At 70.5% G+C, this 22,516-nt stretch carries 22 protein-coding genes; 10 read left to right on the top strand and 12 right to left on the bottom strand.

Annotated elements, in window-relative coordinates; genetic code table 11:
* Window positions 1-10: 10 nt before the first annotated feature.
* A complete protein-coding gene (locus VGN45_RS01070; protein WP_327458386.1) occupies window positions 11-886 on the bottom strand; it encodes an alpha/beta hydrolase in 876 nt (291 codons plus the stop codon).
* Between the two features lie 31 nt (window positions 887-917).
* Window positions 918-1,442, bottom strand: a complete 525-nt coding sequence (locus tag VGN45_RS01075; protein WP_327458388.1) for an HAD family hydrolase — start codon at window positions 1,440-1,442, stop codon at window positions 918-920.
* Between the two features lie 141 nt (window positions 1,443-1,583).
* Between VGN45_RS01075 and VGN45_RS01080 the strand changes: the two genes are divergently transcribed.
* Window positions 1,584-2,750 carry a DegT/DnrJ/EryC1/StrS aminotransferase family protein gene (locus tag VGN45_RS01080; protein ID WP_327458390.1) on the top strand — a complete coding sequence of 389 codons (1,167 nt, stop codon included), beginning with the start codon at window positions 1,584-1,586 and terminating at the stop codon, window positions 2,748-2,750.
* Window positions 2,751-2,766: 16 nt separating this feature from the next.
* The gene (locus tag VGN45_RS01085; RefSeq protein WP_327458392.1) at window positions 2,767-3,702 is read left to right on the top strand and encodes a Gfo/Idh/MocA family oxidoreductase; all 936 of its coding nucleotides are present in this window, start codon (window positions 2,767-2,769) and stop codon (window positions 3,700-3,702) included.
* A gap of 376 nt (window positions 3,703-4,078) precedes the next feature.
* On the opposite strand, the gene VGN45_RS01090 is transcribed toward VGN45_RS01085, so the two are convergent.
* Genes VGN45_RS01090 through VGN45_RS01105 form a run of 4 tightly spaced genes read right to left on the bottom strand, consistent with a single transcriptional unit; the run spans window position 4,079 to window position 6,202 of the window.
* Window positions 4,079-4,462, bottom strand: coding sequence for a type II toxin-antitoxin system VapC family toxin (locus VGN45_RS01090; protein WP_327458394.1), 384 nt, complete (start codon window positions 4,460-4,462; stop codon window positions 4,079-4,081).
* On the bottom strand, window positions 4,459-4,725 hold the full coding sequence (locus tag VGN45_RS01095; RefSeq protein WP_327458396.1) for a type II toxin-antitoxin system prevent-host-death family antitoxin: 267 nt from the start codon (window positions 4,723-4,725) through the stop codon (window positions 4,459-4,461). Before VGN45_RS01095 ends, VGN45_RS01090 begins: the two co-directional genes overlap by 4 nt.
* A 38-nt stretch (window positions 4,726-4,763) precedes the next feature.
* Window positions 4,764-5,219, bottom strand: a complete 456-nt coding sequence (locus tag VGN45_RS01100; RefSeq protein ID WP_327458398.1) for a MaoC family dehydratase — start codon at window positions 5,217-5,219, stop codon at window positions 4,764-4,766.
* Window positions 5,216-6,202: a threonine/serine dehydratase gene (locus tag VGN45_RS01105; protein ID WP_327458400.1), complete on the bottom strand. Its 987-nt coding sequence runs from the start codon at window positions 6,200-6,202 to the stop codon at window positions 5,216-5,218. The genes VGN45_RS01100 and VGN45_RS01105 overlap by 4 nt, the downstream gene beginning before the upstream one ends.
* A 44-nt stretch (window positions 6,203-6,246) precedes the next feature.
* On the opposite strand from VGN45_RS01105, the gene glpK reads away from it, so the two are divergent.
* Together glpK and VGN45_RS01115 are read left to right on the top strand one after the other, a co-directional pair.
* On the top strand, window positions 6,247-7,740 hold the full coding sequence (gene glpK, locus VGN45_RS01110) for a glycerol kinase GlpK (protein WP_327458402.1): 1,494 nt from the start codon (window positions 6,247-6,249) through the stop codon (window positions 7,738-7,740).
* Entirely contained in the window at window positions 7,737-8,816 is a 1,080-nt protein-coding gene (locus VGN45_RS01115) for a phosphotransferase family protein (RefSeq protein WP_327458404.1), read from the top strand. The genes glpK and VGN45_RS01115 overlap by 4 nt, the downstream gene beginning before the upstream one ends.
* 106 nt (window positions 8,817-8,922) lie before the next feature.
* Here VGN45_RS01115 and VGN45_RS01120 read toward each other — a convergent pair whose 3' ends face one another.
* The 6 genes from VGN45_RS01120 to VGN45_RS01145 all read right to left on the bottom strand — a co-directional run bounded on the left by VGN45_RS01120 (window position 8,923) and on the right by VGN45_RS01145 (window position 17,688).
* Window positions 8,923-10,635: a CHAT domain-containing protein gene (locus VGN45_RS01120; RefSeq protein ID WP_327458406.1), complete on the bottom strand. Its 1,713-nt coding sequence runs from the start codon at window positions 10,633-10,635 to the stop codon at window positions 8,923-8,925.
* Complete coding sequence (locus VGN45_RS01125) at window positions 10,635-11,273, bottom strand: hypothetical protein (RefSeq protein ID WP_327458408.1); 639 nt, start codon at window positions 11,271-11,273, stop codon at window positions 10,635-10,637. The genes VGN45_RS01120 and VGN45_RS01125 overlap by 1 nt, the downstream gene beginning before the upstream one ends.
* Window positions 11,274-11,359: 86 nt before the next feature.
* On the bottom strand, window positions 11,360-12,094 hold the full coding sequence (locus VGN45_RS01130) for a DUF1223 domain-containing protein (protein ID WP_327458410.1): 735 nt from the start codon (window positions 12,092-12,094) through the stop codon (window positions 11,360-11,362).
* Window positions 12,095-12,178: 84 nt separating this feature from the next.
* The gene (locus tag VGN45_RS01135) at window positions 12,179-14,434 is read right to left on the bottom strand and encodes a prolyl oligopeptidase family serine peptidase (protein ID WP_327458412.1); all 2,256 of its coding nucleotides are present in this window, start codon (window positions 14,432-14,434) and stop codon (window positions 12,179-12,181) included.
* 199 nt (window positions 14,435-14,633) lie between these two features.
* Entirely contained in the window at window positions 14,634-16,796 is a 2,163-nt protein-coding gene (locus tag VGN45_RS01140) for a prolyl oligopeptidase family serine peptidase (protein ID WP_327458414.1), read from the bottom strand.
* A gap of 88 nt (window positions 16,797-16,884) precedes the next feature.
* The gene (locus tag VGN45_RS01145; RefSeq protein WP_327458416.1) at window positions 16,885-17,688 is read right to left on the bottom strand and encodes a potassium channel family protein; all 804 of its coding nucleotides are present in this window, start codon (window positions 17,686-17,688) and stop codon (window positions 16,885-16,887) included.
* A gap of 59 nt (window positions 17,689-17,747) precedes the next feature.
* Here VGN45_RS01145 and dapF point away from each other — a divergent pair, with 59 nt between their 5' ends.
* Genes dapF through hisC form a run of 6 tightly spaced genes read left to right on the top strand, consistent with a single transcriptional unit; the run spans window position 17,748 to window position 22,372 of the window.
* Window positions 17,748-18,578, top strand: coding sequence for a diaminopimelate epimerase (gene dapF, locus VGN45_RS01150; protein ID WP_327458418.1), 831 nt, complete (start codon window positions 17,748-17,750; stop codon window positions 18,576-18,578).
* The gene (gene lepB / locus VGN45_RS01155; protein WP_327458420.1) at window positions 18,575-19,171 is read left to right on the top strand and encodes a signal peptidase I; all 597 of its coding nucleotides are present in this window, start codon (window positions 18,575-18,577) and stop codon (window positions 19,169-19,171) included. Before dapF ends, lepB begins: the two co-directional genes overlap by 4 nt.
* Window positions 19,172-19,176: 5 nt before the next feature.
* Window positions 19,177-19,608: a very short patch repair endonuclease gene (locus tag VGN45_RS01160; protein WP_327458422.1), complete on the top strand. Its 432-nt coding sequence runs from the start codon at window positions 19,177-19,179 to the stop codon at window positions 19,606-19,608.
* Complete coding sequence (locus VGN45_RS01165) at window positions 19,605-20,606, top strand: DUF2125 domain-containing protein (RefSeq protein ID WP_327458424.1); 1,002 nt, start codon at window positions 19,605-19,607, stop codon at window positions 20,604-20,606. The genes VGN45_RS01160 and VGN45_RS01165 overlap by 4 nt, the downstream gene beginning before the upstream one ends.
* The gene (locus VGN45_RS01170) at window positions 20,606-21,274 is read left to right on the top strand and encodes a hypothetical protein (protein ID WP_327458428.1); all 669 of its coding nucleotides are present in this window, start codon (window positions 20,606-20,608) and stop codon (window positions 21,272-21,274) included. The genes VGN45_RS01165 and VGN45_RS01170 overlap by 1 nt, the downstream gene beginning before the upstream one ends.
* A 9-nt stretch (window positions 21,275-21,283) precedes the next feature.
* Entirely contained in the window at window positions 21,284-22,372 is a 1,089-nt protein-coding gene (gene hisC / locus VGN45_RS01175) for a histidinol-phosphate transaminase (protein WP_327458430.1), read from the top strand.
* Window positions 22,373-22,516: the final 144 nt, after the last annotated feature.

Here is a 22,516-nt window from a genome sequence, read left to right on the forward strand (position 1 = left end):
CCGTCTCGCTTCACGCCACTTCCGCCAGGAGCTCGAAGATCGCCCGCTTCGCCTCGGGCTCGTCCAGCATCGGGGCGTGGCCGACGCCCGGCACCTCGGCATAGGCCATGGTCGGCGCGCGCTTGCGCATCTTCGCCGCGATCTCGGGACTGAGCAGGTCGGACGTGGCGCCCCTGATCAGCAGGGTCGGTCGCCCCTTCGCCAGTCGGCCGAACATGGGCCACAGGTTGGGGACCAGGCCCTTGGCCCCCATCGCCCGGATCGGCACGGAGATGTCGGGGTCGTAGTCCAGGATCGGCGCGCCGTCCGGCCCCTCGCGGAAGACGCGGCGGGCGAAGGCGTCCCAGTCGGCGTCGGAATAGTGCGGCAGGGCCACCGCATTGTGCCGCTTCGCATACTCGGCCGCCGCCGCCCACGTCGGCGTGTCGACCGGCTGGCCGGCATAGGCGGCGATGCGGGCCAGGCCCTCCTTGGCCACCTCAGGGCCCACGTCGTTGATGACGGCTGCGGCGATGACCTTGGACCGAACGGCCGCCAGGGCCATGGTGATCAGCCCGCCCATGGAGGTGCCCAGGAAGACCGCTCTTTCGATCCCCGCCTGCTCCATCAGGGCCAACACGTCCTTCGCATAGACCGCCGGCTGATAGGTCATGGGGTCCGGCGCCCTGTCGGACAGCCCGCGCCCCCGCACGTCCACGGCCAGCACCCGACGGCCCGCCCGCGCCAGCTCCGGCGCGATGGCGCCGAAGTCGGCGGAGTTGCGGGTCAGGCCGTGGATGGCGATCACCGGAAGCTTCGTCTGACCCGCGCCCGGCGCGTAGTCGCGGGCAAAGAGGCTGAGCCCGTCGGGGCTGGTGAAGCGGCGGTCGACGTAGGGCTGGGTCATGACCCCACCCTATTTCATCACTCGCTGAAATCTAGCCGCCGAACAGCTCGTGGACGTAGTCGTCCAGGTTGCCGCCGTCGAACCGGAACCCCGGAATGCCCGCCCGGCGGGCCGCCTCCTGGTCCGAAGGCTGGTCGCCGATCATGAAGGACCGGGACTGGTCGATGCGGTGTTCGGCCATGGCGCGCAGGATCATGCCGGGGTTGGGCTTGCGCTCCGGATGATCGGGGTGCCGCCATTCGTCGACGGTCGCCTCGGCGTGATAGGGGCAGGCATAGACCGCGCCGATGACCCCGCCCTTGGCCGCCAGTCGCCGCACGATCAGGGCGTTGAATGCGTGCATCTGATCCAGAGAGAACATGCCGCGCGCCACGCCGGACTGGTTGGTCACGATGACGCAGAGGTATCCGAGCCGGTTCAGCCTCCGCACCGCCTCGGCCGCTCCCGGCATGAAGCGCAGCTGATCCTCCCGATGCGGATAGCCCACGTCCTCGATCAGGACGCCGTCTCGGTCCAGAAAGGCGGCGGGAACCACCGCCGCGTCGGTCGACTGCAAACTCTACGCCCTCGGGCCGCACCGCGCGGCCCCCGGTCCTAACGCGGACCGTTGCAACCCGCAACGCGATGTGACGCCCCCGGATTTGGCGGGGGGAACCCGGTTCGCTATAGCCGCGCCGGAACCTTGGAGACTTCCGGCATGACGATCGCCTTCATCGACCTTCAGGCCCAGCGCCTTCGCCTGAACGGCGCCATCGAGGCGGCGGTCCAGGACGCCGTGACCGGCGGGGCCTGGGTCATGGGCCCGCAGGTGAAGCAGTTCGAGGAACAGCTGGCGGCCTTCGGCCAGGCCAGGCACGCCCTGGGCTGCGCCAACGGCACGGACGCCCTGATCCTGCCGCTGATCGCCTGGGGCATCCGCACCGGCGACGCGGTCTTCGTGCCCAGCTTCACCTTCACCGCGACCGGCGAGATCGTGCCCTGGCTGGGCGCGACCCCGATCTTCGTCGACGTCGACCCCGACACCTACAACATGGACCCGGTCAAGCTTGAAGCCGCCGTCGCCGCGGTGAAGGCCGAGGGCAAGCTGACGCCCAAGGTCGTGATCGCCGTCGATCTGTTCGGTCAGCCGGCGGACTATCCGGCCATCAAGGCCGTCTGCGACCGCCACGGGATGAAGCTGATCTCCGACTCGGCCCAGGGTTTCGGCTGCACGATCGACGGCGACCACCCGATCAAATGGGCCGACGTGACCACCGCCAGCTTCTTCCCGGCCAAGCCGCTGGGCTGTTACGGCGACGGCGGCGCGGTGCTGACCGACGACGAGGATCTGGCGCAGGAGATGGACAGCCTTCGCGTCCACGGGAAGGTCGTGGCCAAGGATCTGAAGGCCGGCGCAGCGGCGTTCGAGCACGACCCGAAGTACCTGGCCATGCGCATCGGCATGAACAGCCGCCTGGACACCATCCAGGCCGCCATCCTGATAGAGAAGCTGGCGGTCTATCCGCAGGAGATCGAATGGCGGATGCGCATCGCGGCCCGCTATGGTGAGCTTCTAGCCCCGCACGTGACGGCGGTGCCGCGCGTGCCGGCGGGCAACGTGTCCAACTGGGCCCAGTACACGATCGAGCACGAGAACCGCGACGGCCTGGCCTCGCACCTGAAGGCCCAGGGCGTGCCGACCGCAGTCTATTATCCGATCCCGCTGCACCTTCAGCCGGCCTATGCGCGCTTCCCGCAGGGCGCGGGCGGCCTGGAGGTGACCGAGCGGCTGAAGGACGTCGTCATCAGCCTGCCCATGCATGCGGACCTGGACGAGGCGACGCAGGACAAGGTGGTCGCCGCGGTCGCCAGCTTCGCCGGCTGAGGCTAGAAGGGTCGCCATGACCGCTTCGCATCCCCCCTTGAAGGTCGGCGTCGCCGGCGCCGGCGTCATGGGCCGCAACCATGCGCGCGTCCTGGCCGACATCCGCGACTTCGACCTGACCCACGTCTTCGACGCCGACGCGTCCACGGCCCGGGGGGTGGGCGAGGTCTATGGCGCGACGGGCGTGGACACCGTCCAGGCGTTCGCCGACGCCGGGCTGGACGCCGCCGTCATCGCCACCCCGAACCGGACCCACGGCGACGTGGGGGTCGCCCTGCTGGAACGCGGCGTCCATGTGCTGGTCGAAAAGCCGATCGCCGCGACGGTCGCCGACGCCCAGCGCCTGATCGACGCGGCCAAGGCGAACGACCGCGTGCTGATGGTCGGTCAGGTGGAGCGGTTCAATCCTGCGGTCGAGGCGGTCAAGCGCGCCGTGGCGGACGAGCAGATCATCTCCATCCAGATCACCCGCGTCGGCCCCTTTCCGCCGCGCATGGGCGAGGTGGGCGTGGTCATCGACCTGGCGGTCCACGACATCGACATCATCCGCCATCTGACCGGCAGCGAGATCGTCGAGATCCAGCCCCAGCTGGCCCGCACCAAGGCGGACCGCGAGGACACCGCCCTGCTGCAGTTCCGGCTGGCGTCCGGCGCCATCGCCCACATCACCACCAACTGGGTCACGCCCTACAAGACCCGCACCCTGCAGGTCGCCACGCCGAACAAGTTCGTGGTCGCCGACCTGATGACCCGCCAGGTCACCGAATACTTCGGCCAGCAACCGGACGGGTCCTACTCCACCCGCGGCGTCATGAGCTGGCCCAACGAACCGCTGAAGAAGGAACTCGAAGCCTTCGCCCACGCCATCCGCACGGGCGAGACCCCGGCGGTGACCGGCGAGGACGGGCTGCGGAACCTGGAAGTGGCGCTCAGATGTTTAGGCGAGGGATAAGGCAAGGATTCAATCGACGGCTTGGCGCGCCGTTCTGGCGCTTTCCCGTGATCTTCCTGGCGACTGGTCCCGCGGTCGGCGGCGTGCTCGTCGGGGCTCCCGTAGTGGCGAGCGAGGTCGGCAGCCACGGCATTCAAGCCGGTGTGATGGGCGCGCCTCTGCTTCTGATGATGGCCTATGTTTTCGGCTGTATCCCAGCGACGCTGACGGGCGTCGTTGCCGGCCTCATGGCTCGTATGACTGGCTCGGCGGCGATCTGGCTGATTTGCACCGCTATCGTCGGCGGCCTTGTATCAGGGTTGATCCTCAGCAGCGCGCCCCTTCTGGTCCACTGGCTCTGTGGCTGCCCTCGTATCCGGAGCCGTGCTTCTGTGGCTTACCCCAGCGCGCTCCTGACGTCCGTCCGGGCGAAGTCGTCGCCGACGTAGAGCAGCGGGCAGCCGTAAAGTTCCGCCAGGGCATAGCTGAAGCAGTCGCCGTAGTTGAGGCCCGCGGCGTGGAAGCCCTTGCCCCAACGGCCATAGGCGTTGGCCGCCAGCTCGGCGAACTCCACGTCCACCTCCACGATGGTCAGTTCCAGCGCGGCCAACAGCTCGTCAAGTTCTTGGGACACCCGCTTGCGACGGGCGACGATCAGCGCCTCGGTCAGCGTCGCGGCCGACATCACGAAGACGCCGCGGCTCAGAACCTCGGCGCAGGCCTCTGCGGAAGGCTGCTGCGCCAGGACCTCGATCAGCGCCGACGTGTCGAGGACGATCACCCCGGCATGCCGTCGTCGCCGTAGAGAAAGTCCGCGCTGCGGGCCGCATCGATGCCGGGCTCGAACTTGCCCCTGGCCATCGCCTGAGCCTTGCGGATCACCGCCATCCTCTCATCAGGCGTCAGCACCCGGCGGGCCGTCTCCGCCGTGATCTTCGCCACGCGGCGACCGTTGCGGGTCAGGTAGATGTCCTGACCCTCTTCGGCCTGTCGAACGAGGGCGGTCAGGCGGGCCTTGGCTTCGGAAACGGCGACTTCGATCATGGATCGATCATGGACCAAGCGATGGTCCAATTCAATGATTAGCCGCCCACCACCTGCATCCCCAGCCATTCCGCGATCAGGGCGGGCTTGTCGGCGCCGTCGATCTCGATGGTCAGCTCGTGCTTCAGCAGCCAGCGCCCGCCGCCCTTGTCCTCGGCGGACAGAAGCTTGAACCGGCCCCGGACCTTGGACCCGGCGGGCACGGGAGCGAGGAATCGCAGCTTGTCGAAGCCGTAGTTGACGCCCATCACCACGCCCTCCAGCGGCTTCACCGCGTCGTAGCTCATGGCCGAGGCCAGGCTGAGGGTCAGGAAGCCGTGGGCGATCGTGCCGCCGAATGGCGTGGCTCTCGCCGCTTCGGGGTCGACGTGGATGAACTGCCCGTCCTCCGTGATCTTCGCGAAGGCGTCGATGCGGGCCTGGTCGACCTCGAACCATTTCGAGACACCGACCTCATGGCCGATCAGGGATTGCAGCTCGCTGGGCCTGGTCATGGGACGAACCGCTCCTGGATGATGTCGGCGAACAGGCCGGGGTCGACGTTGCCGCCGGACAGGACGAGGGCGGTGGTGCGGTCGCGGGCGTCGATCCTGCCGGCCAGCAGGACCGCCAGCGACACCGCGCCGCCGGGCTCGACCACCATTTTCAGCGTGCGGAAGGCGACGCGCACCGCCTCGGCCACCTCGGCGTCGGACACGGTCACGACCTCCTTCAGGCGGCGGTTGATGGGAAAGGTCAGCTCGCCCGGACGGTCGGTCATCAGGGCGTCGCAGATGGAGGGGTTGTCGACCGGCGGATGGGTCATGCGTTCGCCGGCCTCCAGCGACCGGCGGGTGTCGTCGTAGGCGGCGGGCTCCACCCCGATCACCGGCACGTGGGGCAGGAGCGCCGCCATCGCCAGGTTGATGCCCGCGATCAGGCCGCCGCCGGAGGCGCCGCAAAGCAACTGGTCGATGTCGGCCCCGATCTCCGCCGCCTGTTCGAGGATTTCCAGCCCCGTCGTACCCTGCCCCTCGATGATGAAGGGGTCGTCGAAGGGGCGGACCAGCACGCTGCCGCGTGTGGCGGCGATCTCCTCGCCGATCGCCTCGCGGCTTTCGCGATAGCGGTCATAGCTGCGCACCTCGCCGCCGAACGACAGGACGCCCTCGACCTTCACCCGCGGGCTGTCGGCCGGCATGACGATGACGGCGGACGTGCCCATCATCCTGGCCGCCGCGGCCACTGCCTGGGCGTGGTTGCCGGAGGAGTAGGCGACGACGCCGCGCTTCAGCTCGTCCGGGCTGAGGCGGCTGATGCGGTTCCAGGCGCCGCGGAACTTGAAGGCGCCGGCGTGCTGCAGGTTCTCGCACTTCAGCAGCACCCGGCCACCGAGCCGCTCATTGAGCGCAGGGCTTTCGATCAGCGGGGTGCGGACGGCGACGCCGGCGATCTGACGGGCGGCGTCGCGGACGCCGTCGAAGGAGGCGGTGTGCATGGGCCCACTTAACCCGACCGCGAAGCCGCGCGTAAGGTGCCGAAATGAGCAAACTGATCCTCGCCATCGACCAAGGCACGACCTCGACGCGGGCCATCGCCTTCGAACCGGCGCCGGAGGGCGGGCTTCGCCCCGTCGCAGTCAGCCAGATCGAACTGGCGCAGCACTTTCCGCATCCGGGCTGGGTCGAGCACGACGCGGCGGAGATCTGGAACGCCACGCTGCAGACCTGCCGCGAGGTGATCCGCAAGGCCGGGGGCGTCGGCCGCTTCGCCGCCGTGGGCATCACCAACCAGCGCGAGACGTCGGTCATGTGGGACGCGGCCACCGGCGAGCCGCTGCACAGGGCGATCGTCTGGCAGGACCGTCGCACGGCGGAGGCGACGGGCAAGCTGGCGGCGGCGGGGCACGAGCCCATGGTGCAGGCCGCGACCGGCCTGATCCTCGATCCCTATTTCAGCGCGTCGAAGTACGCCTGGCTGCTGGACGCCGTGCCGGGCGCGCGGGCGCGGGCCGAGGCCGGCGAGGTCAAGCTGGGCACCATCGAGTGCTGGCTGATCTGGAAGCTGACGGGCGGGGCCAGTCACGTCACCGACGCCACGAACGCCGGCCGCACCTCACTGATGGATCTGACGAGCCGCGAATGGCGACCTGATCTCGCCGAACTGTTCGGCGTCCCCATGGCGGCCCTGCCGGAAATCCGGGGCTGCGCCGACCTGCTGGGCAACTGCGAACCGTCGGTGCTGGGCGCGGCCCTGCCGATCCATGGCGCGGCGGGGGATCAGCAGGCGGCGCTGGTCGGCCACGGCGCGCTGAAGCCGGGCGAGGCCAAGATCACCTATGGCACCGGGGCGTTTCTGGTGGCCAACGTCGGCGCGACGCCCGTGGCCTCGACCAGCCGGCTGCTGGGCACGCTGGGATACGACGCGGGCGGAGACGTCGCCTATGCGCTGGAGGGGTCGATCTTCTCGGCCGGGTCGGCGATCCAGTGGCTGCGCGACGGGCTGGGCGTGCTGGAGGAGAGCCGCCGCTCCGAGGCGATGGCTCAGGGGCTGAAGGACAACGGCGGCGTCTATCTGGTGCCCGGGTTCACGGGCCTGGGCGCGCCGTGGTGGGAGCCGGACGTGAGGGGGGCCGTGGTGGGGCTGACGCGCGATGCGGGCCCGGCCCACTTCGTGCGGGCGGCGCTGGAGAGCCTGGCCTATCAGACACGCGACCTGCTGGACGCGCTGGAAAAGGACGGGGCGCCGCCGCTGGAGGTGCTGAAGGTCGACGGCGGGGTCACGGCCAACGCCTGGGCCATGCAGTTCGTGGCCGACGTCTGCGGCGTCACGGTCGAACGGCCGGCATTTCAGGAGATGACGGCGCTGGGCGCGGCCAAGCTGGCGGCCCTGGGCGTCGGCCTGATCGCCGACCTGGAGGACCATCCGGTGGAGGCGCCCGCGCGGTGGGAGCCGCGCATGGGGGCGGACGAACGCGAACGCCTGCTGAAGGGCTGGCGCGCGGCGGTGAAGGCGGCCATCGTCGCCGTGCCATGACCGACGCCAGCCAGACCGACGCCCAATCGACCTTCTCCGGCACCCGCGAGGTCGATCCGCGCCATGCGCTGGACGCCGCGGCGCTGGACGCCTGGATGGCGGCGAACGTCGAGGGCTATGCGGGGCCGCTCACGATCCGCCAGTTCAAGGGCGGCCAGTCCAATCCGACCTATGAGCTCACCACGCCGGGCCGGACCTATGTCCTGCGCCGAAAGCCGCCCGGCACGCTGCTGGCCAGCGCTCACGCGGTGGACCGGGAGTTCACGGTGATTTCCGCCTTGCACGCGCAGGGGTTTCCGGTCGCGCGGCCCCATGCGCTGTGCACGGACGACGCGGTCGTCGGCTCCATGTTCTACGTCATGGAGAAGGTCGAGGGGCGCGTGCTCTGGGACCTGAAACTGCCCGGCATGGCGCCCCCGGAACGCCGCGCGATCTACGAGGCCCAGGTCGACACGCTCGCGGCGCTGCACGCCTTCGATCCGGCCGCGATCGGGCTGGCCGACTACGGCAGGCCGGGCAACTATTTCGAGCGCCAGGTCGGGCGCTGGACCAAGCAGTATCGGGCGTCGGAGATCGATCCGATTCCGGCGATGGACCGGCTGATCGACTTCCTGCCCGCCACCCTGCCGCCGCAGGGGCCGACGCGGATCGTCCACGGCGACTTCCGGCTGGACAACCTGATCCTCGCTCCGTACGCGGCCGAGGTGCGGGCCGTGCTGGACTGGGAACTGTCGACGCTGGGCGATCCGATGGCGGACTTCTCCTACCTGCTGATCGCCTGGGTGATCCCGGCGACGCAGCGGAACGGGCTGGCGGGCGTGGACGTCGCGGCGCTGGGCATCCCCTCGGTCGAGGAGACCGCCGCCCGCTATGCCGAGAAGGCCGGCGTCGCCGCGCCCACCAACCTCGACTGGCTGTTCGCCTACAACCTGTTCCGCCTGGCCGCCATCTGCCAGGGCATCGCGGGCCGCGTCCGCGACGGCACCGCCGCCAGCGCCCACGCGAAGTCCATGGCCGCGCAGGTGCCGCTGCTGGCCGAGGCGGCGTGGAGTTTCGCGAAGAAGGCGGGGGCGTGAAGCCAAGGCAGTAGGCAGTAGGCAGTAGGCAGGCGTGTTGCTCGCGCTCCAGCCGATCGGTCAATCTCCCGTGCGCTCCCTATTGCCTACTGCCTACTGCCTAAAACTAAGGCGCCCCCACCAGGGTGAACGCCGCCCAATAGGCCGGATGCCGCCAGCGGGGCTCGGCACGCACCGCCAGCGAGGCGTCGCGCAGCGCGCGGGCGCGGGCGGCGGGGTCGGCGCCATACGCGTCGAGGCCGGAGAAGGTGCGGCCGATCAGGGCCTGGGTCGCCTGATCCGACACGGCCCAGTGCGACACCAGGACGGCGCGGCCCCCGGCGTAGAAGAAGGCGCGGGCCAGACCCGACAGGCCCTCCGCGCCCGGACGGCCGTCGGGCGCGGCCGTGTTGCAGGCGGACAGGACGACGAGATCTGCGTTCAGGCGCAGGCCCGCCGCCTCCGACGCCGTCAGATAGCCGTCGTCGATCTCCGTCGCCGTCTCGGGCGGCGTCAGGACCAGTCCGGGCTCGGCGAAGGCTGCGCCTGCCATCAGGCCGTGGGTGGAGAAGACGACGAAGCGGGCGCGCGACAGGGCCTCGGCGTCGGTCGCCTTGACGGCCGTCTCGGTGGCCGCCGCGCCGATGCGGACGACGCCCGACGGATAGCCGGCGGCCAGGGCCTCCAGCTCGGCCTTCGATCCGGGCAGGGACGGCAGGGCGCGCAGCTTGGCCGGGTCGGCCAGAGCCCCCTCTCCGCGCACGGCGTCGGCGTCGGTCGGCGCGCCCCGCGGGCCGGACACGGCGGCCCCGCCCAGCGTCGGCGCGCCATAGGCGACCAGCGGCAGGCGAACGCCCGTCTCGCGGACCTCGGCACGCGCGGTCAGGGCCGGGGGACACCCCGGGTGCCGGGCCGCGCCGACGACCAGGTGGCAGCGCAGCGACTTCAGGCTGGACGCCGCCGGCAGGGTGGCGAGGGCGTAGCGGTCGATCAGCCAGCCCGCGTCGTCGGCTCCGCCCGGCGCGGCGGTCGACAGGACCGCCAGCGGCAGGCCGGTCAGGGGCCCGGAGACTACCGACAGCAGGGTGGTCTTGCCCTCGAAGGCGCTCTCGACCGGCTCGATCAGGGACTTGTACAGCCGATGCGCCTCGGCCCGGTCGAAGCTGAGCCCGCCGCGGCCGGCCCAGATCATGGGATCGACGACCGGATCGCCCTCGTCGCGCCGCGCGCCGGCGGTGGTCAGGGTCGAGCGCAGTCGCCCGACCGACCGCGTCAGCTCAGCCTCGCCCAGATCGGCCGCGCGGGCCCAGACGATCCGGTCACGCGAGATGCCCCAGACGTAGGTCGCCTCCGGATTGACCAGCACCAGCAGCAGGGCCTCGTCGGGGTTCAGCAGCGCTTGCGTCTCGGAGACCGACAAGGCGCGCGGGGCCACCAGTTCGGCATAGGCGGGGAAGCGGGCGTCCAGCTCGGCCTCGACGGCCTTCAGCGCGTCCAGCCCCGCCTCATAGGCGTCGGTCAGTTCGGCGCGGCGCGTGCGGGCGGCGTCGCCGTCGACGCCGTACAGGGTGGCCAACTCCCGCTCCTGCGCGTCGCGTCCGGCCAGCAGGCGTTCGCGCCGTTCCGCCAGGGCTCCCAGCTCGCCCTGCCCCTCCGCATAGCGGGCCGAGACCCGGGCCAGGGCCTCGGCGGCGTCGGACGACATGGCCCACTGCGCCGCCTCATAGGCCTCGGCGCGCAGGGCCTCGGGGCTGTTCGCCGGATCCTGCGTCGCCGCCGCGCCGGCAAGCGCCAAGGCGGCCCCAATGATCAGGCCGAGACGGATCAGAGGGCCGCGCATCAGTTGCTCAGGATCTGGACGCGGCTCCAGACGCCGCCGCCGTTGGTCACCTCGATCCGCACGCGCCCGACGCGGGGCCGCACGGTGCAGACCGGATAGTGATCGACCACGCCGCTGCGGCACAGAACCCGACCGGCGGAATCGCGGACCGAAAGATCCAGCGGCACGTCGCCGTCGCCGATGGCCGCCACGCGCAGGATCTCGTTCGGGCGAGCGATCACGTCGAAGCCGTAGGCCTCTCTCGCGCGCATGGTCTTCACCGTGGCGATCGGCCCGCGGCCATAAGGGCTGGTGACCACGCCGCGCGTCGGATCCTGGCGCACCACGGCGATGGCGGCGGCATAGGCGGGGTCGTCGCCCGACATGGCCAGCGCCTCGTCCAGCAGGGCGTCCGCGGTGAAGAAGGGGGCGGCGTCGCCCTGGGCCTGCAAGGGCACCTCGGCCACCATGCGGGCGGCCAGGATCAGGGCGCCGGGGTCGTCGCGCTCGCGGCCCCAGTCGGCCAGCTGGGCCGCGGTGGCCAGACGGGCCACGCCCTGGGCGGCGCCCGGCTCCTCCTGGGCGATCGCGCCGACGGCGCCGGCGACCCACAGCACGGCCGCCGCCATCCCGGCCCTCAGACCCGCGCGCACGCCCATGCCCCTGCACTCCCGTTCACCGACCATCATGCCGTGACAGCCGAGGGGCGCAAGCCGCGCCAGTGATGGAAGCTGATTTGGACGGCTCAGCGCCGGGCGGCGCCCAGGATCCGGCGGTCCGCGCGGGACTGGACCAGAACCGCCACGCCGTCGTCCGCATCCAAGCCATCGGGCAGGGCATAGACTTCGGGCCGGCCGGTCCAGGCGCCCAGGCGGGCGACGCTGCGGACCACGTTGACCTGACGCACCGTCTTGCCGCGGTTGTCGCCTGCGCCGACGCGCACGCTCTGGACGCCCGACGTGAAGATCACGGCCACCACCTCGGCCCCGCCCTCGGGCACGCGGCCGGAACCGACGCCCACGCGATCGGCGCCCTCGCGGAACTCGACCTCCGGCGGCCAGTCGCGGCGCGCGGCCTCCTCGGCCACCACGGCGTCCAGCGGGCCCGCGGCGGCGGCGACGGTGCGGCGGCCGTCGACGATGACCTGGGGCGTCGCCGGCGCTCGCAGACGCAACGCCTGCACGTAGTCCCGCTGGCGCGCGCTGAAGGCGGGTCTGGCCAGGGTGTCCTTCCAGCCCAGCCAGTCCCAATAGTCGACGGGCCAGGTCAGCAAGATCACCCCGGCCTCGTCCGCCAGCCGCTCGACCACGCCGTTGGCTTCCGGACAGCCGGCGCAGCCTTGGGCGGTGAACAGCTCGACCACGACGGTCTCGGTCGCCGACGCGGCGGCGCGCGGCCGCGCGTCCGTCTGGGCCGACGTCTGCGCGCCCCCCAGAACCAGCGCGGCGCAGGCCGCGGCGATGACGCCCCCGATCCTCATGGGGCCGGACCCTATCGCCCCGGGCGAAGCGCGCCGCTCATATTCCCGTGAGCGGGACGTGAGGCCTGTGGACGAAGCCGGGGATCAATCCATCAGCTGCTGGGCCAGATAGACGTAATGCCGGGCCCAGCGCCGAGCGTTGGCCACCGGATCGGCGTCGTTGGAGTGGCCGCCCGCGGTGTCCTCGAAATAGAGGTGGTCGTGCCCCTGCGCCGCCAGCCGCGCCGCGAACTTGCGCGAATGGCCCGGATGCACCCGGTCGTCGCGGGTGTTGGTCGTGATGTAGACGCGCGGGTAGTCCGCATCCGGACGAAGCCGCTGATAGGCCGAGTACCGCGCGATGTACTCCGCCTCCTCCGGGATGCGCGGGTCGCCGTATTCGCCGATCCACGAGGCGCCGGCGGGCAGCAGGTGATAGCGCAGCATGTCGATGAGGGGGCTCTCGATCACCGCCGCGTTGAACAGGTCGGGGCGCTGGGTGATCGACACCGAGGTCAGGACGCCGCCGTTTGAGCGGCCGTAGATGCCCAGCCGGCGCGGCGAGGTGATGCCGCGATCGATCAGGTCCTGCGCCACCGCCGCGAAGTCGTCGAAGGCCAGCTGGCGGTTCTCCTTCAACGCGGCCTGATGCCAAGCCGGGCCGAACTCGCCGCCGCCGCGGATGTTGGCCTGGACGAAGACCCCGCCGTTCTCCAGCCACAGCTTGCCCATCTCGGGCTTATAGGCGGGCGGGAAGCTGACCTGGAACCCGCCGTAGCCGAACAGGATGGTCGGGGCGGAGCCGTCCATTCGCAGACCGCGCGGCATGACGACGAAATAGGGAATCTTCGTCCCGTCCGACGAGGTGGCCTCGAACTGCTCCACGACGTGGGTGGAGGCGTCGAACTTGGGCGGGGCGGCACGGAGGGGGCGAGGGGCGGCATCCGTCGGCGTCAGCAGACCGAGGGACGGGGGCGTCAGAAAGCCTTGCGCCGAGACGAACACGCGGCCGGATTTTCTTGAAGAGTCGCCAAGCCCGATCGCGCTGCTGGCGGCGACAGTGACTTCCTGGCGTTCCCAAGCGAACTCGCCGCGGTCCTGAAACCGCGCGACACGGCCCACCACGTTGTCGGAGTAGGCGACCAGCACGTGGTCGTTCATCACGCGCACGTCCTCGACGGATTGCCTCGGTCCCGGCTCGAAGATCACCTCCGAGTCCAGGGTGACCGACTCGACGACCTCGCCGGTTTCGGGCGATTCCAGCGGCACCAGATTCTCAAGATCGACGGAGAGGAGGGCGCCAGCCGGAACTGCTTCACCTTCGGTGGGCATCTCGGACGACTGGAACATACGATATGTCCAGGCCTCTTCGGCGGTGAAGACGAGCTCTGCGCCCTCGCCTTGCCCCATGACCCCGTGCAGCGAAGCGCGCTCCGGCAGCCCCAGCTTGACCGGTTGGCCGTCGCGCCACCACCAGCGCTCGCTGCGAAAGGTGTCCAGCGGGCGGTTGAAGATCACGGCCTGCACGGCGCCCTGGGCGTCGCGGAAGACGGAAGCGGAGACGCCGTAGCCGCCGTCGGACTGGGCGCCGCGATAGACCTCGGTCGCCTGGGCCAGCGTCTGGCCGCGCTTCAGGGATTTGACGATGTAGGGATAGCCGCTCTCGGTCAGGGTCCCGGGGCCGAAGTCGGTGGCGACCAGCAGGGTGTCGGCGTCCAGCCAGCTGATCCGGTGCTTGCCCTCGGGCAGGACGAAACCGCCGTCGACGAAGGTCTTCGTCGTCAGGTCGAACTCGCGCACGACCACGGCGTCCTTGCCGCCGTCGGACAGGGAGATCAGGCAACGGGTCTCGTCCGGGGCCAGGCAGGAGGCCCCCTTGAACACCCAGTCCTTGCCTTCCGATCGCGCGAGAGCGTCGACGTCCAGCAGCGTCTCCCAGCGCGTGTCGGCGGAAGCGTAGCTGTCCAGCGTCGTGCGCCGCCAGACGCCCTTGGGATTCGTGCCGTCCTGCCAGAAGTTGCCGATGCCGTCGCCGAGGAAGGACGGCGCCGGGATGCGGTCCGTGGCGGTCAGGATCGCCTCTGCCTCGGCGCGGAAGGTCTCGTAGCGCGGGTCGCCGGTCAGGACGGCCAGCGCCTTTTCGTTCGACGCCCGCACGAAGGCCATCGCCTCGGCCCCGTCCACCTGCTCCAGCGCCAGATGGTCGTCGGCGGCGGCGACACCCTCTGGCGAGAGGTCGGTGGGGAGGTGGGGCGGGCGGGTGTGCTTCGTCGTGACGACGATCTCGTCGCGGGGCTGGAAGACCGAAGCGCAGCCGGTAAGGGCCAAGGCCGAGGCGGCGATCAGGAGGGCGTGGCGCATGTCGAGTTCCGCTGCATCAAATCCTCCCCCACAGGGGGAGGAGGACCGCCGGCGCGAAGCGGCGGGGGTGGAGGGGGTCCGCCGCAGGCGCCGTCGATCATCACTGAAAACTCAGCCCGGGTCAGGCCCCCTCCACCCTCCTCCGCCCTGCGGGCTTCGGACGGTCCCCCTCCCCCGACGGGGGAGGATTTAAGCTCTCTCAATCCATCAGCCGGCGCGTCAGGTAGGTGTATTCCAGCGCCAGACGTCGCGCCGTCTCGCGCAGGTTGGCGCCGGCCGCGTGGCCGCCGTCGGTGTTCTCGTAGAACAGGACGTCATAGCCCAGCTCCTGCATCCGGGCTGCGGCCTTGCGGGCGTGGCCGGGGTGGACGCGGTCGTCCTTGGTCGAGGTGTGGATGAAGACCTGCGGATAGGGCCGGCCCGGAGCCAGATTCTGGTAAGGAGAGTACGCCGCGATCCAGGCGCGTTCCTCAGGGACGTCCGGGTTGCCGTACTCCGCGATCCAGCTGGCGCCGGCCAGCAGCTTGTGGAAGCGCAGCATGTCGAACAGCGGCACCTGGATGACCGCCGCGTTGATGAGGTCGGGCCGCTGGGTCAGGATCGCGCCCATGAAAAGGCCGCCCTGCGACCCGCCCATGACGCCGAGGCGGCGCGGGCTGGTGATGCCGCGCGCGATCAGGTCCATGGCCACGGCCTGGAAGTCCTCATGCGCGCGCTGGCGGTTCTCCTGCAGCGCCGACTGGTGCCAGTTGGGGCCGAACTCGCCGCCGCCGCGCGTGTTGGCGATGACGTAGACGCCGCCCCGCTCCAGCCACAGCTTGCCGACGTTGGCCGAATATCCGGGCAGCAGCGACGACTGGAAGCCGCCGTAGCCGTACAGCAGCGTCGGGTTCGACCCGTCGGTCGGCATGGCCTCGCGGCCCACCACGAAATACGGGATCTTCGTGCCGTCGGCGCTGGTCGCCTCGAACTGGCGGACCTCCAGCCCCGTGGCGTCGAACTTGGCCGGCAGGGACTTCACGCTGTTCGCCGCGCCCGTGGCGGCGTCGACCAGCCACAGCGACTGCGGCGTCAGATAGCCGGAGACGGAGGCGAAGACGCGGTCGTCCTGATCCGACGCCGAGCCCAGGTTGACCGACACGTTCTCCGGCAGGGCGACCCGGGTCGCCGTCCAGCCGCCCGAGCCGTCGGGCGCATAGGACAGCAGCCCGCCGCGCACGTTGTCGTACAGCGCCACGACCACGCGGTTGCGCGTGACGCTGACGCCCTCGATGGCCTGACGCTCGGTCGGACGCAGGATCAGCTCGACCGGCGCCTGGGTCCGGCCCAGCAGGCCGTCCAGGTCCCAGGCCACCAGATCGCCGGTCTTGAACGCGCGACCGCCGACGCTCCAGTCCTGCTCCAGCGTCAGGATCACCTTGCCGCCGACGAAGCCGGAGATGCCCGACTTGGCCGGCAGCGGCAGTTTCGCGGTCGTGCCGTCGGCGTTCAGGACGTGGGTCTCGCCCTCATAGAAGGTGACGCCGCGGTTGATCAGGGTGGCGCGCAGCGTCCCGTCCGGATCGCGCAGGGTGAAGCCCGAGGCCGAGACGTCGGTCGGCTGGCCGCGGAACACCTCTACCGCCTGATCCATCGGCGTGCCGCGCTTCCACACCCGCACCGTCATCGGATAGCCGGACGTGGTCAGTGTGCCCTCGCCGAAGTCGCGCGAGATCAGCAGGGTGTTCTCGTCCACCCAGGTCGCCCCGCCCTTGGATTCCGGCAGGACGAAGCCGCCCTCGACGAAGGTGCGGGTCGACCGGTCGAACTCGCGCACCGTGACCGCGTCCTTGCCCCCGTCCGACAGGGTGACCAGGCACATGCGGTCGTCGGGCGACAGGCAGTTGGCGCCGCGCCAGACCCAGTTGGCCCCTTCCGCCGCCGACAAGGCGTCGACGTCGATGATGGTGGTCCATTCCGGCTGGTCGGTCAGATAGCTGTCGACCGTCGTCATCCGCCAGAGGCCGCGCACGTTGGTGGCGTCCTGCCAGAAGTTGGAGATGCCCTGGGCCTCGCCCTCCAGCCCCATGGCGAAGCCCGGACCCGGGATGCGGTCGCGCGCTTCGAGGATGGCGAGCGCTTGGTCGTGCAAACCCTGATAGCGCGGGTCGCCCTGCAGCGTGCCGAGGGACAGGTCGTTCTGCTCCTTGACCCAGGCCATGGCGCGCTCGCCCTCGACCTCCTCCAGCCACAGGTAGGGGTCGGTGGCGTCCGACTGGGCGAAGCCGGCGGCGTCCTGCACGGCCTGGGCGAGAGCCGGCGCGGCGGCCGGGAGGGTGAAGGCGGCGGTCATGGCGAGAAGGGCGAGCCTGGTCTTGATCATGTGGGGTCCCCGGAACTTTCGGAGCGCACCTTAAGGACCGGCCGTCGCGCGGCAAGCGGACGGTCGGTCGCCTTACGGATTTGTCATGTCAGTGATGGCCCTCGTCGGGGATGCACAGGATCTGGCCGCAGGCCTTGCAGTGGACCGCGTCCGGATCGTGCACCTGAAGTCCGCAGCGGTCGCAGGGGAACCGCACCTTGTGCGGACGCAGCAGAGTCTGGCCCAAGCGCACGAACAGGGTCACCCCCGCCAGCATGATGACGATCGACACGATCCGCCCCCAGGCGCCGGGCAGCAGGATGTCCCCGTATCCGGTCGTCGTCAGGCTGGTGACCGTGAAGTACAGGGCGTCGACCCACCCCATGAGGCCTTCGGTCTTGCCCAGAAAGGCGGTGTAGACGAACCCCGTTGACACGAAGACGAAGGTGATCAGGGCGACCAGCGCCTTGGTCACCTCCTCCACCCGCGTGTCGTCATAGCGCCGTCCGACGGTGCGCCAGAAGAAGTCGGAGTTGATCAGGGTCCACAGCCTCAGCACCCGCAGGAAGCCGAGATTGAACAGCCAGGCGGGGAACAGCAGGGTCGCCAGGATGAACAGATCCATCCAGACGATCGGCTTCTTGAACCAGTCCTTCAGGTCGGAATAGCACCACGCCCGCGCCGCCAGGTCGGCCGCCAGCAGGGCCGCGATGACGTAGTCGATGACGTAGAAGGCCAGCGGCTGGTCGCGCAGCAGGGGGGCGGCGATGAAGAAGGCGACGATGACCAGGTCGACCACGAGCACCGCGATGCGGAACCGCACCGCCGTCTGCGACGTGCCGTGATACAGCGCCCTCAGCCGCGCCCGCAGGCGCAGGCCGTCTTTCTCCGTCGTCGCGTCGGTCGTCGCCATCGAACCGGCATAACGCGCGTCGCTCGCATCCGGTAGCGGGCGGCTCTATATCCCGCCACATGAACGGGCGCTCCTTCGTCAAGATGAACGGCTGCGGCAACGACTTCGTGGTCGTGGACGCCCTGTCGCGCCCGTTCGCCCCGACGCCGGACGAGGCTCGCGCCATCGCCGATCGCGCGACGGGCCAGGGCTGCGACCAGCTGATCGCCATCGAGCCGTCGGACACGGCAGACGCCTTCATGCGGGTGTGGAACGCCGACGGGGGCACGGTCGAAACCTGCGGCAACGCCCTGCGTTGCGTCGGCTGGATGCTGATGGAGGCCGGCGGGCGCGACCGAGTGACGATCGACACCTTGGGCGGGCCGACCACAGCGACGCGCGCCGGGCCGCGCCGCGTCATCGTCGACATGGGCCCGCCGCGTCTGGACTGGACCGAAATCCCGCTGGCGGAGGAGATGGACACGCGCGGCATCGAGCTTCAGATCGGGCCGATCGACGCGCCGGTGCTGCATACGCCGGGCGCAGTCTCGATGGGCAATCCCCACGTCGTTTTCTTCACCCCGGACGTGCCGGACGACGCCTTCGTGCGCGCCTCCGGCTCGTTGATCGAGCACCACCCCCTGTTCCCCGAAGGCGTCAACGTCGGCTTCGCCCACGTCGAGGCCCGCGACCGAATCCGCCTGCGCGTCTGGGAGCGCGGCGCCGGGCTGACCCAGGCCTGCGGAACCGGCGCCTGCGCCGCTTTGGTGGCCTGCGCCCGTCGGGGGCTGACGGGCCGCGCCGCGACCGTCGTCGTGGACGGCGGCGAGCTTCACATCTCCTGGGACGAGACGACCAGCCACATTCTGATGACCGGCCCGGTCGAGGTGGAACGGACGGGGATGCTGTGAAATCGTTGCTAGCTCTGCTTCTGACGCTGCTCTCTGTTTCTGCCGTTCAAGCCCAAGAACGACGCGTGCACGCCTACGTGATGCAATCGACCAGCATGGAGCCGACCTTACGAGTCGGCGAAAGAGTGATGGCCGACCGTGGGCCGGATGACTGCGGCGATGTCGAAGGCGTCGTGACGGGCGACATCGTCGTGCGCCGTCGTGGCTCAGATCACTGGATCAGCCGCGTGGTGGCCGGGCCCGGCCAGACAGTCGAACTACGCGCGGGACTGCTCGTCGTCGCGGGTCGAGAGACCCTTCAGACGGAGACCGGGCGAGTTCTTCTTGGCGGTTATGGAGGCCGTGTGTTCCGTGAGGAACCTGGTGAGGGCAAGCATCATCACATCTTCCTTCGCGACGGCCCCGCGCCAGATTCGATTCTCAACTACGGCCCTGTCCGACTCGGGCCGGACCAGTGGTTTCTGCTTGGCGATAATCGACTGAATGCGATCGACTCGAGAGAGGATGGACCAGTCGCGTCGGCCGACATCTGCGGAGTTCTGACGCACCTATTCCTTTCCACGGACCCCTCGCGCGTCGGGCCCCTCCGCTGACGCCCATGATCCCCCTCGACGCCCGGACCAGCCGGACGATGAGCCGGGTGCGGTCGACCGGGACGACGCCGGAGACGCGGGTGGGCCAGGCGTTGCGCGCGATCGGGCTGCGCTATCGGAAACATGTCCGCGCCCTGCCCGGAACGCCCGATTTCGCCAACCGGACGCAGGGGTGGGCCGTGCTGGTGCACGGCTGCTTCTGGCATAGACACGGCTGCAAGCGGACCACCACGCCGGTGCACAATGCCGAGCATTGGGCCGCCAAGTTCGCCCGCAACCAGGCCCGCGACGCGCGGGTCGAGGCGGCGCTGGCGGCTGCCGGGCTGAAGGTCATCACCATCTGGGAATGCGAGACCCGCGACGCCGCCGCGCTTCAGGCGCGTCTGGCGGGGGAACTGGCGCGAACGCCGCCGCGATCTGATATGGGCGGCCGATGACCCCGACCGACGCTCCCGTCCGCCATTCCCGCCGCGACCTGATTCTGCCCTTCGCCGTCGTCGGGCTGATCCTCCTCGCCTGGACCGTGTGGTGGTTCGTGCTGGCTCGGCAGGTGGAGACGCGGGCGGCGGCGCGGATCGAGGCGTTGCGCCAGACCGGCTGGACGGTCGAAACCGCGCGGCGGTCGGTCGACGGCTGGCCGTTCCGGGTGCGGCTGGACCTGGGCGAGACGCGCGTGCTGGCGCCCTCCGGCCACGGGATCGAGACGCCCCGCCTGATCGCCGAGGCCAACGCCTGGGCGCCGCTCGCCTGGGTGGCCATCGCGCCGGAGGACCTGATCCTGACCCGGCCGGACAAGGGGCGCGTCCGCATTTCCGGCGACGGGGCGCGGATGAGCCTGGTGGGGATCGACAGGCCGTGGCCGCGTTTCGCCCTGGAACTGATCCGGCCGACCTTCACGCCCTTGGGCCGGTCCGAGGCCTTCCCCATCTCCCGCGCCGGGCACGTGTCGCTGGAGACCAAGCCGGGGCCGCAGGACGAGGCCGTAGACGTCCTGTTCCAGATGGTCGAGGGGCGCGGGCGGGCCGGCGGGCCGGTCGAGGGCGTGACCGACAGCGGCCTGCTGAGCGCGCGGATCGAGTTCCGCATGCAGAACGCCGAGGGCCTCCGCACGCCTTCGAACGACGGCCTGATGGCCGGCTGGAGCCGGAGCGGCGGCCGCTTCACCCACGTGCGCGGCATTCTGGAGAGCGGCGAGAACCGCGCCCTGATCGAAAGCTCGGATCTGTCGGCGCGGGAAGACGGGCGCCTGGAGGGGCGGATCACCATGCGGGCCGACCGTCCCGCCGCCGTGGTCTCGGGTCTGGCCGGCGGCGGCGAGGGCGCGGCGCGGCTGGCTGGGGCGGCGGGCAGCGACGTGGCCCTGACGCTGGAGTTTCGCGACGGCCGCGCCTTCCTCGGTCCGTTCGCCGTGGCCCCTGCGCCGCGCCTGTTCTGATGCTGGTCGAACCGCAGGACGACCCCGCGCGGGCAGCGGCGGACGCGGCCCTGCTGGCCGCGCTGATGGACCGCTTGGCTCTGGCCGCGACGACGCCGGACGCCGAGGCCCTGGCCCTGCGCCGCCTGCTGGCGGGGGCGCCCGACCGGGCGGAGGCGATCAAGGCGCTGTGGGGCCGGATGGACCGCGGCCCGCTGCACGTCCACAGCGCCGACGCCGCCCTGCTGGCCGCCGACCGGCACGGGCTGGGCTTTCAGATGCACGAGACGGCCGACAAGGCGCTGGCGGCCGTGGAAGCCGGCGGCGCGGCCCTGATCGGCCTGTCCGGCGTGACGCCGTGGTGGGGCCGTCTGCTGGCGAGGCCGCACCTGCGGGTGGTCGGAGCCCTCCCCGACGACGCAACTCGCACGCCGCGCGCCCTGCGGGTCTCCACCGCCCGGCCCGGTCCGACGGGCGACGACCGCACCTTCTGGGTCACCGACGCGGGCCAGGGCGATCACGCGATCCTCGCGTCGCTGGCGCAGAACGGCCTGGCCGGCACGCCTCTGTCGCAGGCGGGCGGGTTGAAGCTGTTCCTGCTGGCGGGCTATGTGCAGGCCGAAGACCCGCGCCTGATCGGGCTGCCGGGAACCCTGTCCGGCGTCGTCGGCGCCGCCCCCGTGTTCTGAAAGCGCCCCATGACCGATCTCCCCACGCCCAAGCCCGGCATCCTCGACATCGCCCCCTACGTCGGCGGCAAGTCGAAGATCGACGGCGTGGCCGAGCCGATGAAGCTGTCCTCCAACGAGAACATGCTGGGTGCGGGCGAAAAGGCGCGCGCGGCCTATGAGGCGGCCATCCGCAACATCCACATCTATCCCGACGGCCGCGCGACGAAGCTGCGCACCGCGGTGGCCGAGCATCACGGGCTGGAGCCCGAGCGGTTGATCTTCGGCAACGGCTCCGACGAGGTCTTCGCCCTGCTGAACCAGACCTATCTGACGCCGGGCGACGACATCGTGACCGGCCAGTACGGCTTTTTGGCCTACCGCATCTCGGCCCTGGCCAATCAGGCGAGCGTGCGCCTGGCGCCCGAGCCGGAGTTCAAGGTCACGCCCGAGGCCCTGCTGGAGCAGGTCACCGGCCGCACCCGCATCGTCTACGTCTCCAGCCCGTCGAACCCGACCGGCAGCTACAACACGCCGGACGAGATCCGCCGCCTGCACGAGGGCCTGCGCCCCGACGTGCTGCTGGTGATCGACGAGGCCTATGCCGAATACGTCACCGAGCCGGACTGGGAGACCAGTTTCGAACTGGCGCGGTCCAGCGAGAACGTCGTCGTCACCCGCACCTTCTCCAAGATCCACGGCCTGGGGGGCCTGCGCATCGGCTTCGGCTATGCGCCGCTGAAGGTGGCCGAGGCGGTGGATCGCATCCGCCTGCCCTTCAACGTCTCGGTGCCGGGCATCGAGGCGGCGGTGGCCGCGCTGGGCGACGAGGCGCACCAGAAGGCGTCGCGCGACCTGATCCAGACTTGGCGGCCGCGCCTGACCCAATCGCTGCGCGGCTTCGGCTTCGACGTCCTGCCCTCGGCCGGCAACTTCGTTCTGGTGCGCTTCGCCGACGTGGAGACCTGCCAAGCCGCCAACGACTGGTTGAACCAACAGGGCATCATCGTCCGCCCCGTCGGCGGCTACGGCCTACCGGACTGCCTGCGCATCACCGTCGGCACCGACGACCAGAACCGCGCGGTCATCGACGCCATGAGCGAGTTCGCGGCGAGGTAGGGTTCCCTCTCCCGGCTGGAGAGGGCTTGAGCGCACGGCGGCGAAGCCGTCGTCCTGGCGCGAAAGGGTGAGGGGCTCATCGGCGCTCGGTCGGCTTCCAGCCGACCCTCATCCTCCCACCGCTTCGCGGCGGGCCCCTCCTTC

The organism is Brevundimonas sp. (assembly GCF_035999125.1).
Lineage (GTDB): Bacteria > Pseudomonadota > Alphaproteobacteria > Caulobacterales > Caulobacteraceae > Brevundimonas.

Bases quoted from the DNA above. Each gene is read 5' to 3' on its own strand.
- VGN45_RS01070 (WP_327458386.1), bottom strand. From the start codon at position 886: ATGACCCAGCCCTACGTCGACCGCCGCTTCACCAGCCCCGACGGGCTC.
- VGN45_RS01080 (WP_327458390.1), top strand. From the start codon at position 1,584: ATGACGATCGCCTTCATCGACCTTCAGGCCCAGCGCCTTCGCCTGAAC.
- VGN45_RS01085 (WP_327458392.1), top strand. From the start codon at position 2,767: ATGACCGCTTCGCATCCCCCCTTGAAGGTCGGCGTCGCCGGCGCCGGC.
- VGN45_RS01095 (WP_327458396.1), bottom strand. From the start codon at position 4,725: ATGATCGAAGTCGCCGTTTCCGAAGCCAAGGCCCGCCTGACCGCCCTC.
- VGN45_RS01100 (WP_327458398.1), bottom strand. From the start codon at position 5,219: ATGACCAGGCCCAGCGAGCTGCAATCCCTGATCGGCCATGAGGTCGGT.
- VGN45_RS01105 (WP_327458400.1), bottom strand. From the start codon at position 6,202: ATGCACACCGCCTCCTTCGACGGCGTCCGCGACGCCGCCCGTCAGATC.
- glpK (WP_327458402.1), top strand. From the start codon at position 6,247: ATGAGCAAACTGATCCTCGCCATCGACCAAGGCACGACCTCGACGCGG.
- VGN45_RS01115 (WP_327458404.1), top strand. From the start codon at position 7,737: ATGACCGACGCCAGCCAGACCGACGCCCAATCGACCTTCTCCGGCACC.
- VGN45_RS01120 (WP_327458406.1), bottom strand. From the start codon at position 10,635: ATGCGCGGCCCTCTGATCCGTCTCGGCCTGATCATTGGGGCCGCCTTG.
- VGN45_RS01125 (WP_327458408.1), bottom strand. From the start codon at position 11,273: ATGGGCGTGCGCGCGGGTCTGAGGGCCGGGATGGCGGCGGCCGTGCTG.
- VGN45_RS01130 (WP_327458410.1), bottom strand. From the start codon at position 12,094: ATGAGGATCGGGGGCGTCATCGCCGCGGCCTGCGCCGCGCTGGTTCTG.
- VGN45_RS01135 (WP_327458412.1), bottom strand. From the start codon at position 14,434: ATGCGCCACGCCCTCCTGATCGCCGCCTCGGCCTTGGCCCTTACCGGC.
- VGN45_RS01140 (WP_327458414.1), bottom strand. From the start codon at position 16,796: ATGATCAAGACCAGGCTCGCCCTTCTCGCCATGACCGCCGCCTTCACC.
- VGN45_RS01145 (WP_327458416.1), bottom strand. From the start codon at position 17,688: ATGGCGACGACCGACGCGACGACGGAGAAAGACGGCCTGCGCCTGCGG.
- dapF (WP_327458418.1), top strand. From the start codon at position 17,748: ATGAACGGGCGCTCCTTCGTCAAGATGAACGGCTGCGGCAACGACTTC.
- VGN45_RS01160 (WP_327458422.1), top strand. From the start codon at position 19,177: ATGATCCCCCTCGACGCCCGGACCAGCCGGACGATGAGCCGGGTGCGG.
- VGN45_RS01165 (WP_327458424.1), top strand. From the start codon at position 19,605: ATGACCCCGACCGACGCTCCCGTCCGCCATTCCCGCCGCGACCTGATT.
- VGN45_RS01170 (WP_327458428.1), top strand. From the start codon at position 20,606: ATGCTGGTCGAACCGCAGGACGACCCCGCGCGGGCAGCGGCGGACGCG.
- hisC (WP_327458430.1), top strand. From the start codon at position 21,284: ATGACCGATCTCCCCACGCCCAAGCCCGGCATCCTCGACATCGCCCCC.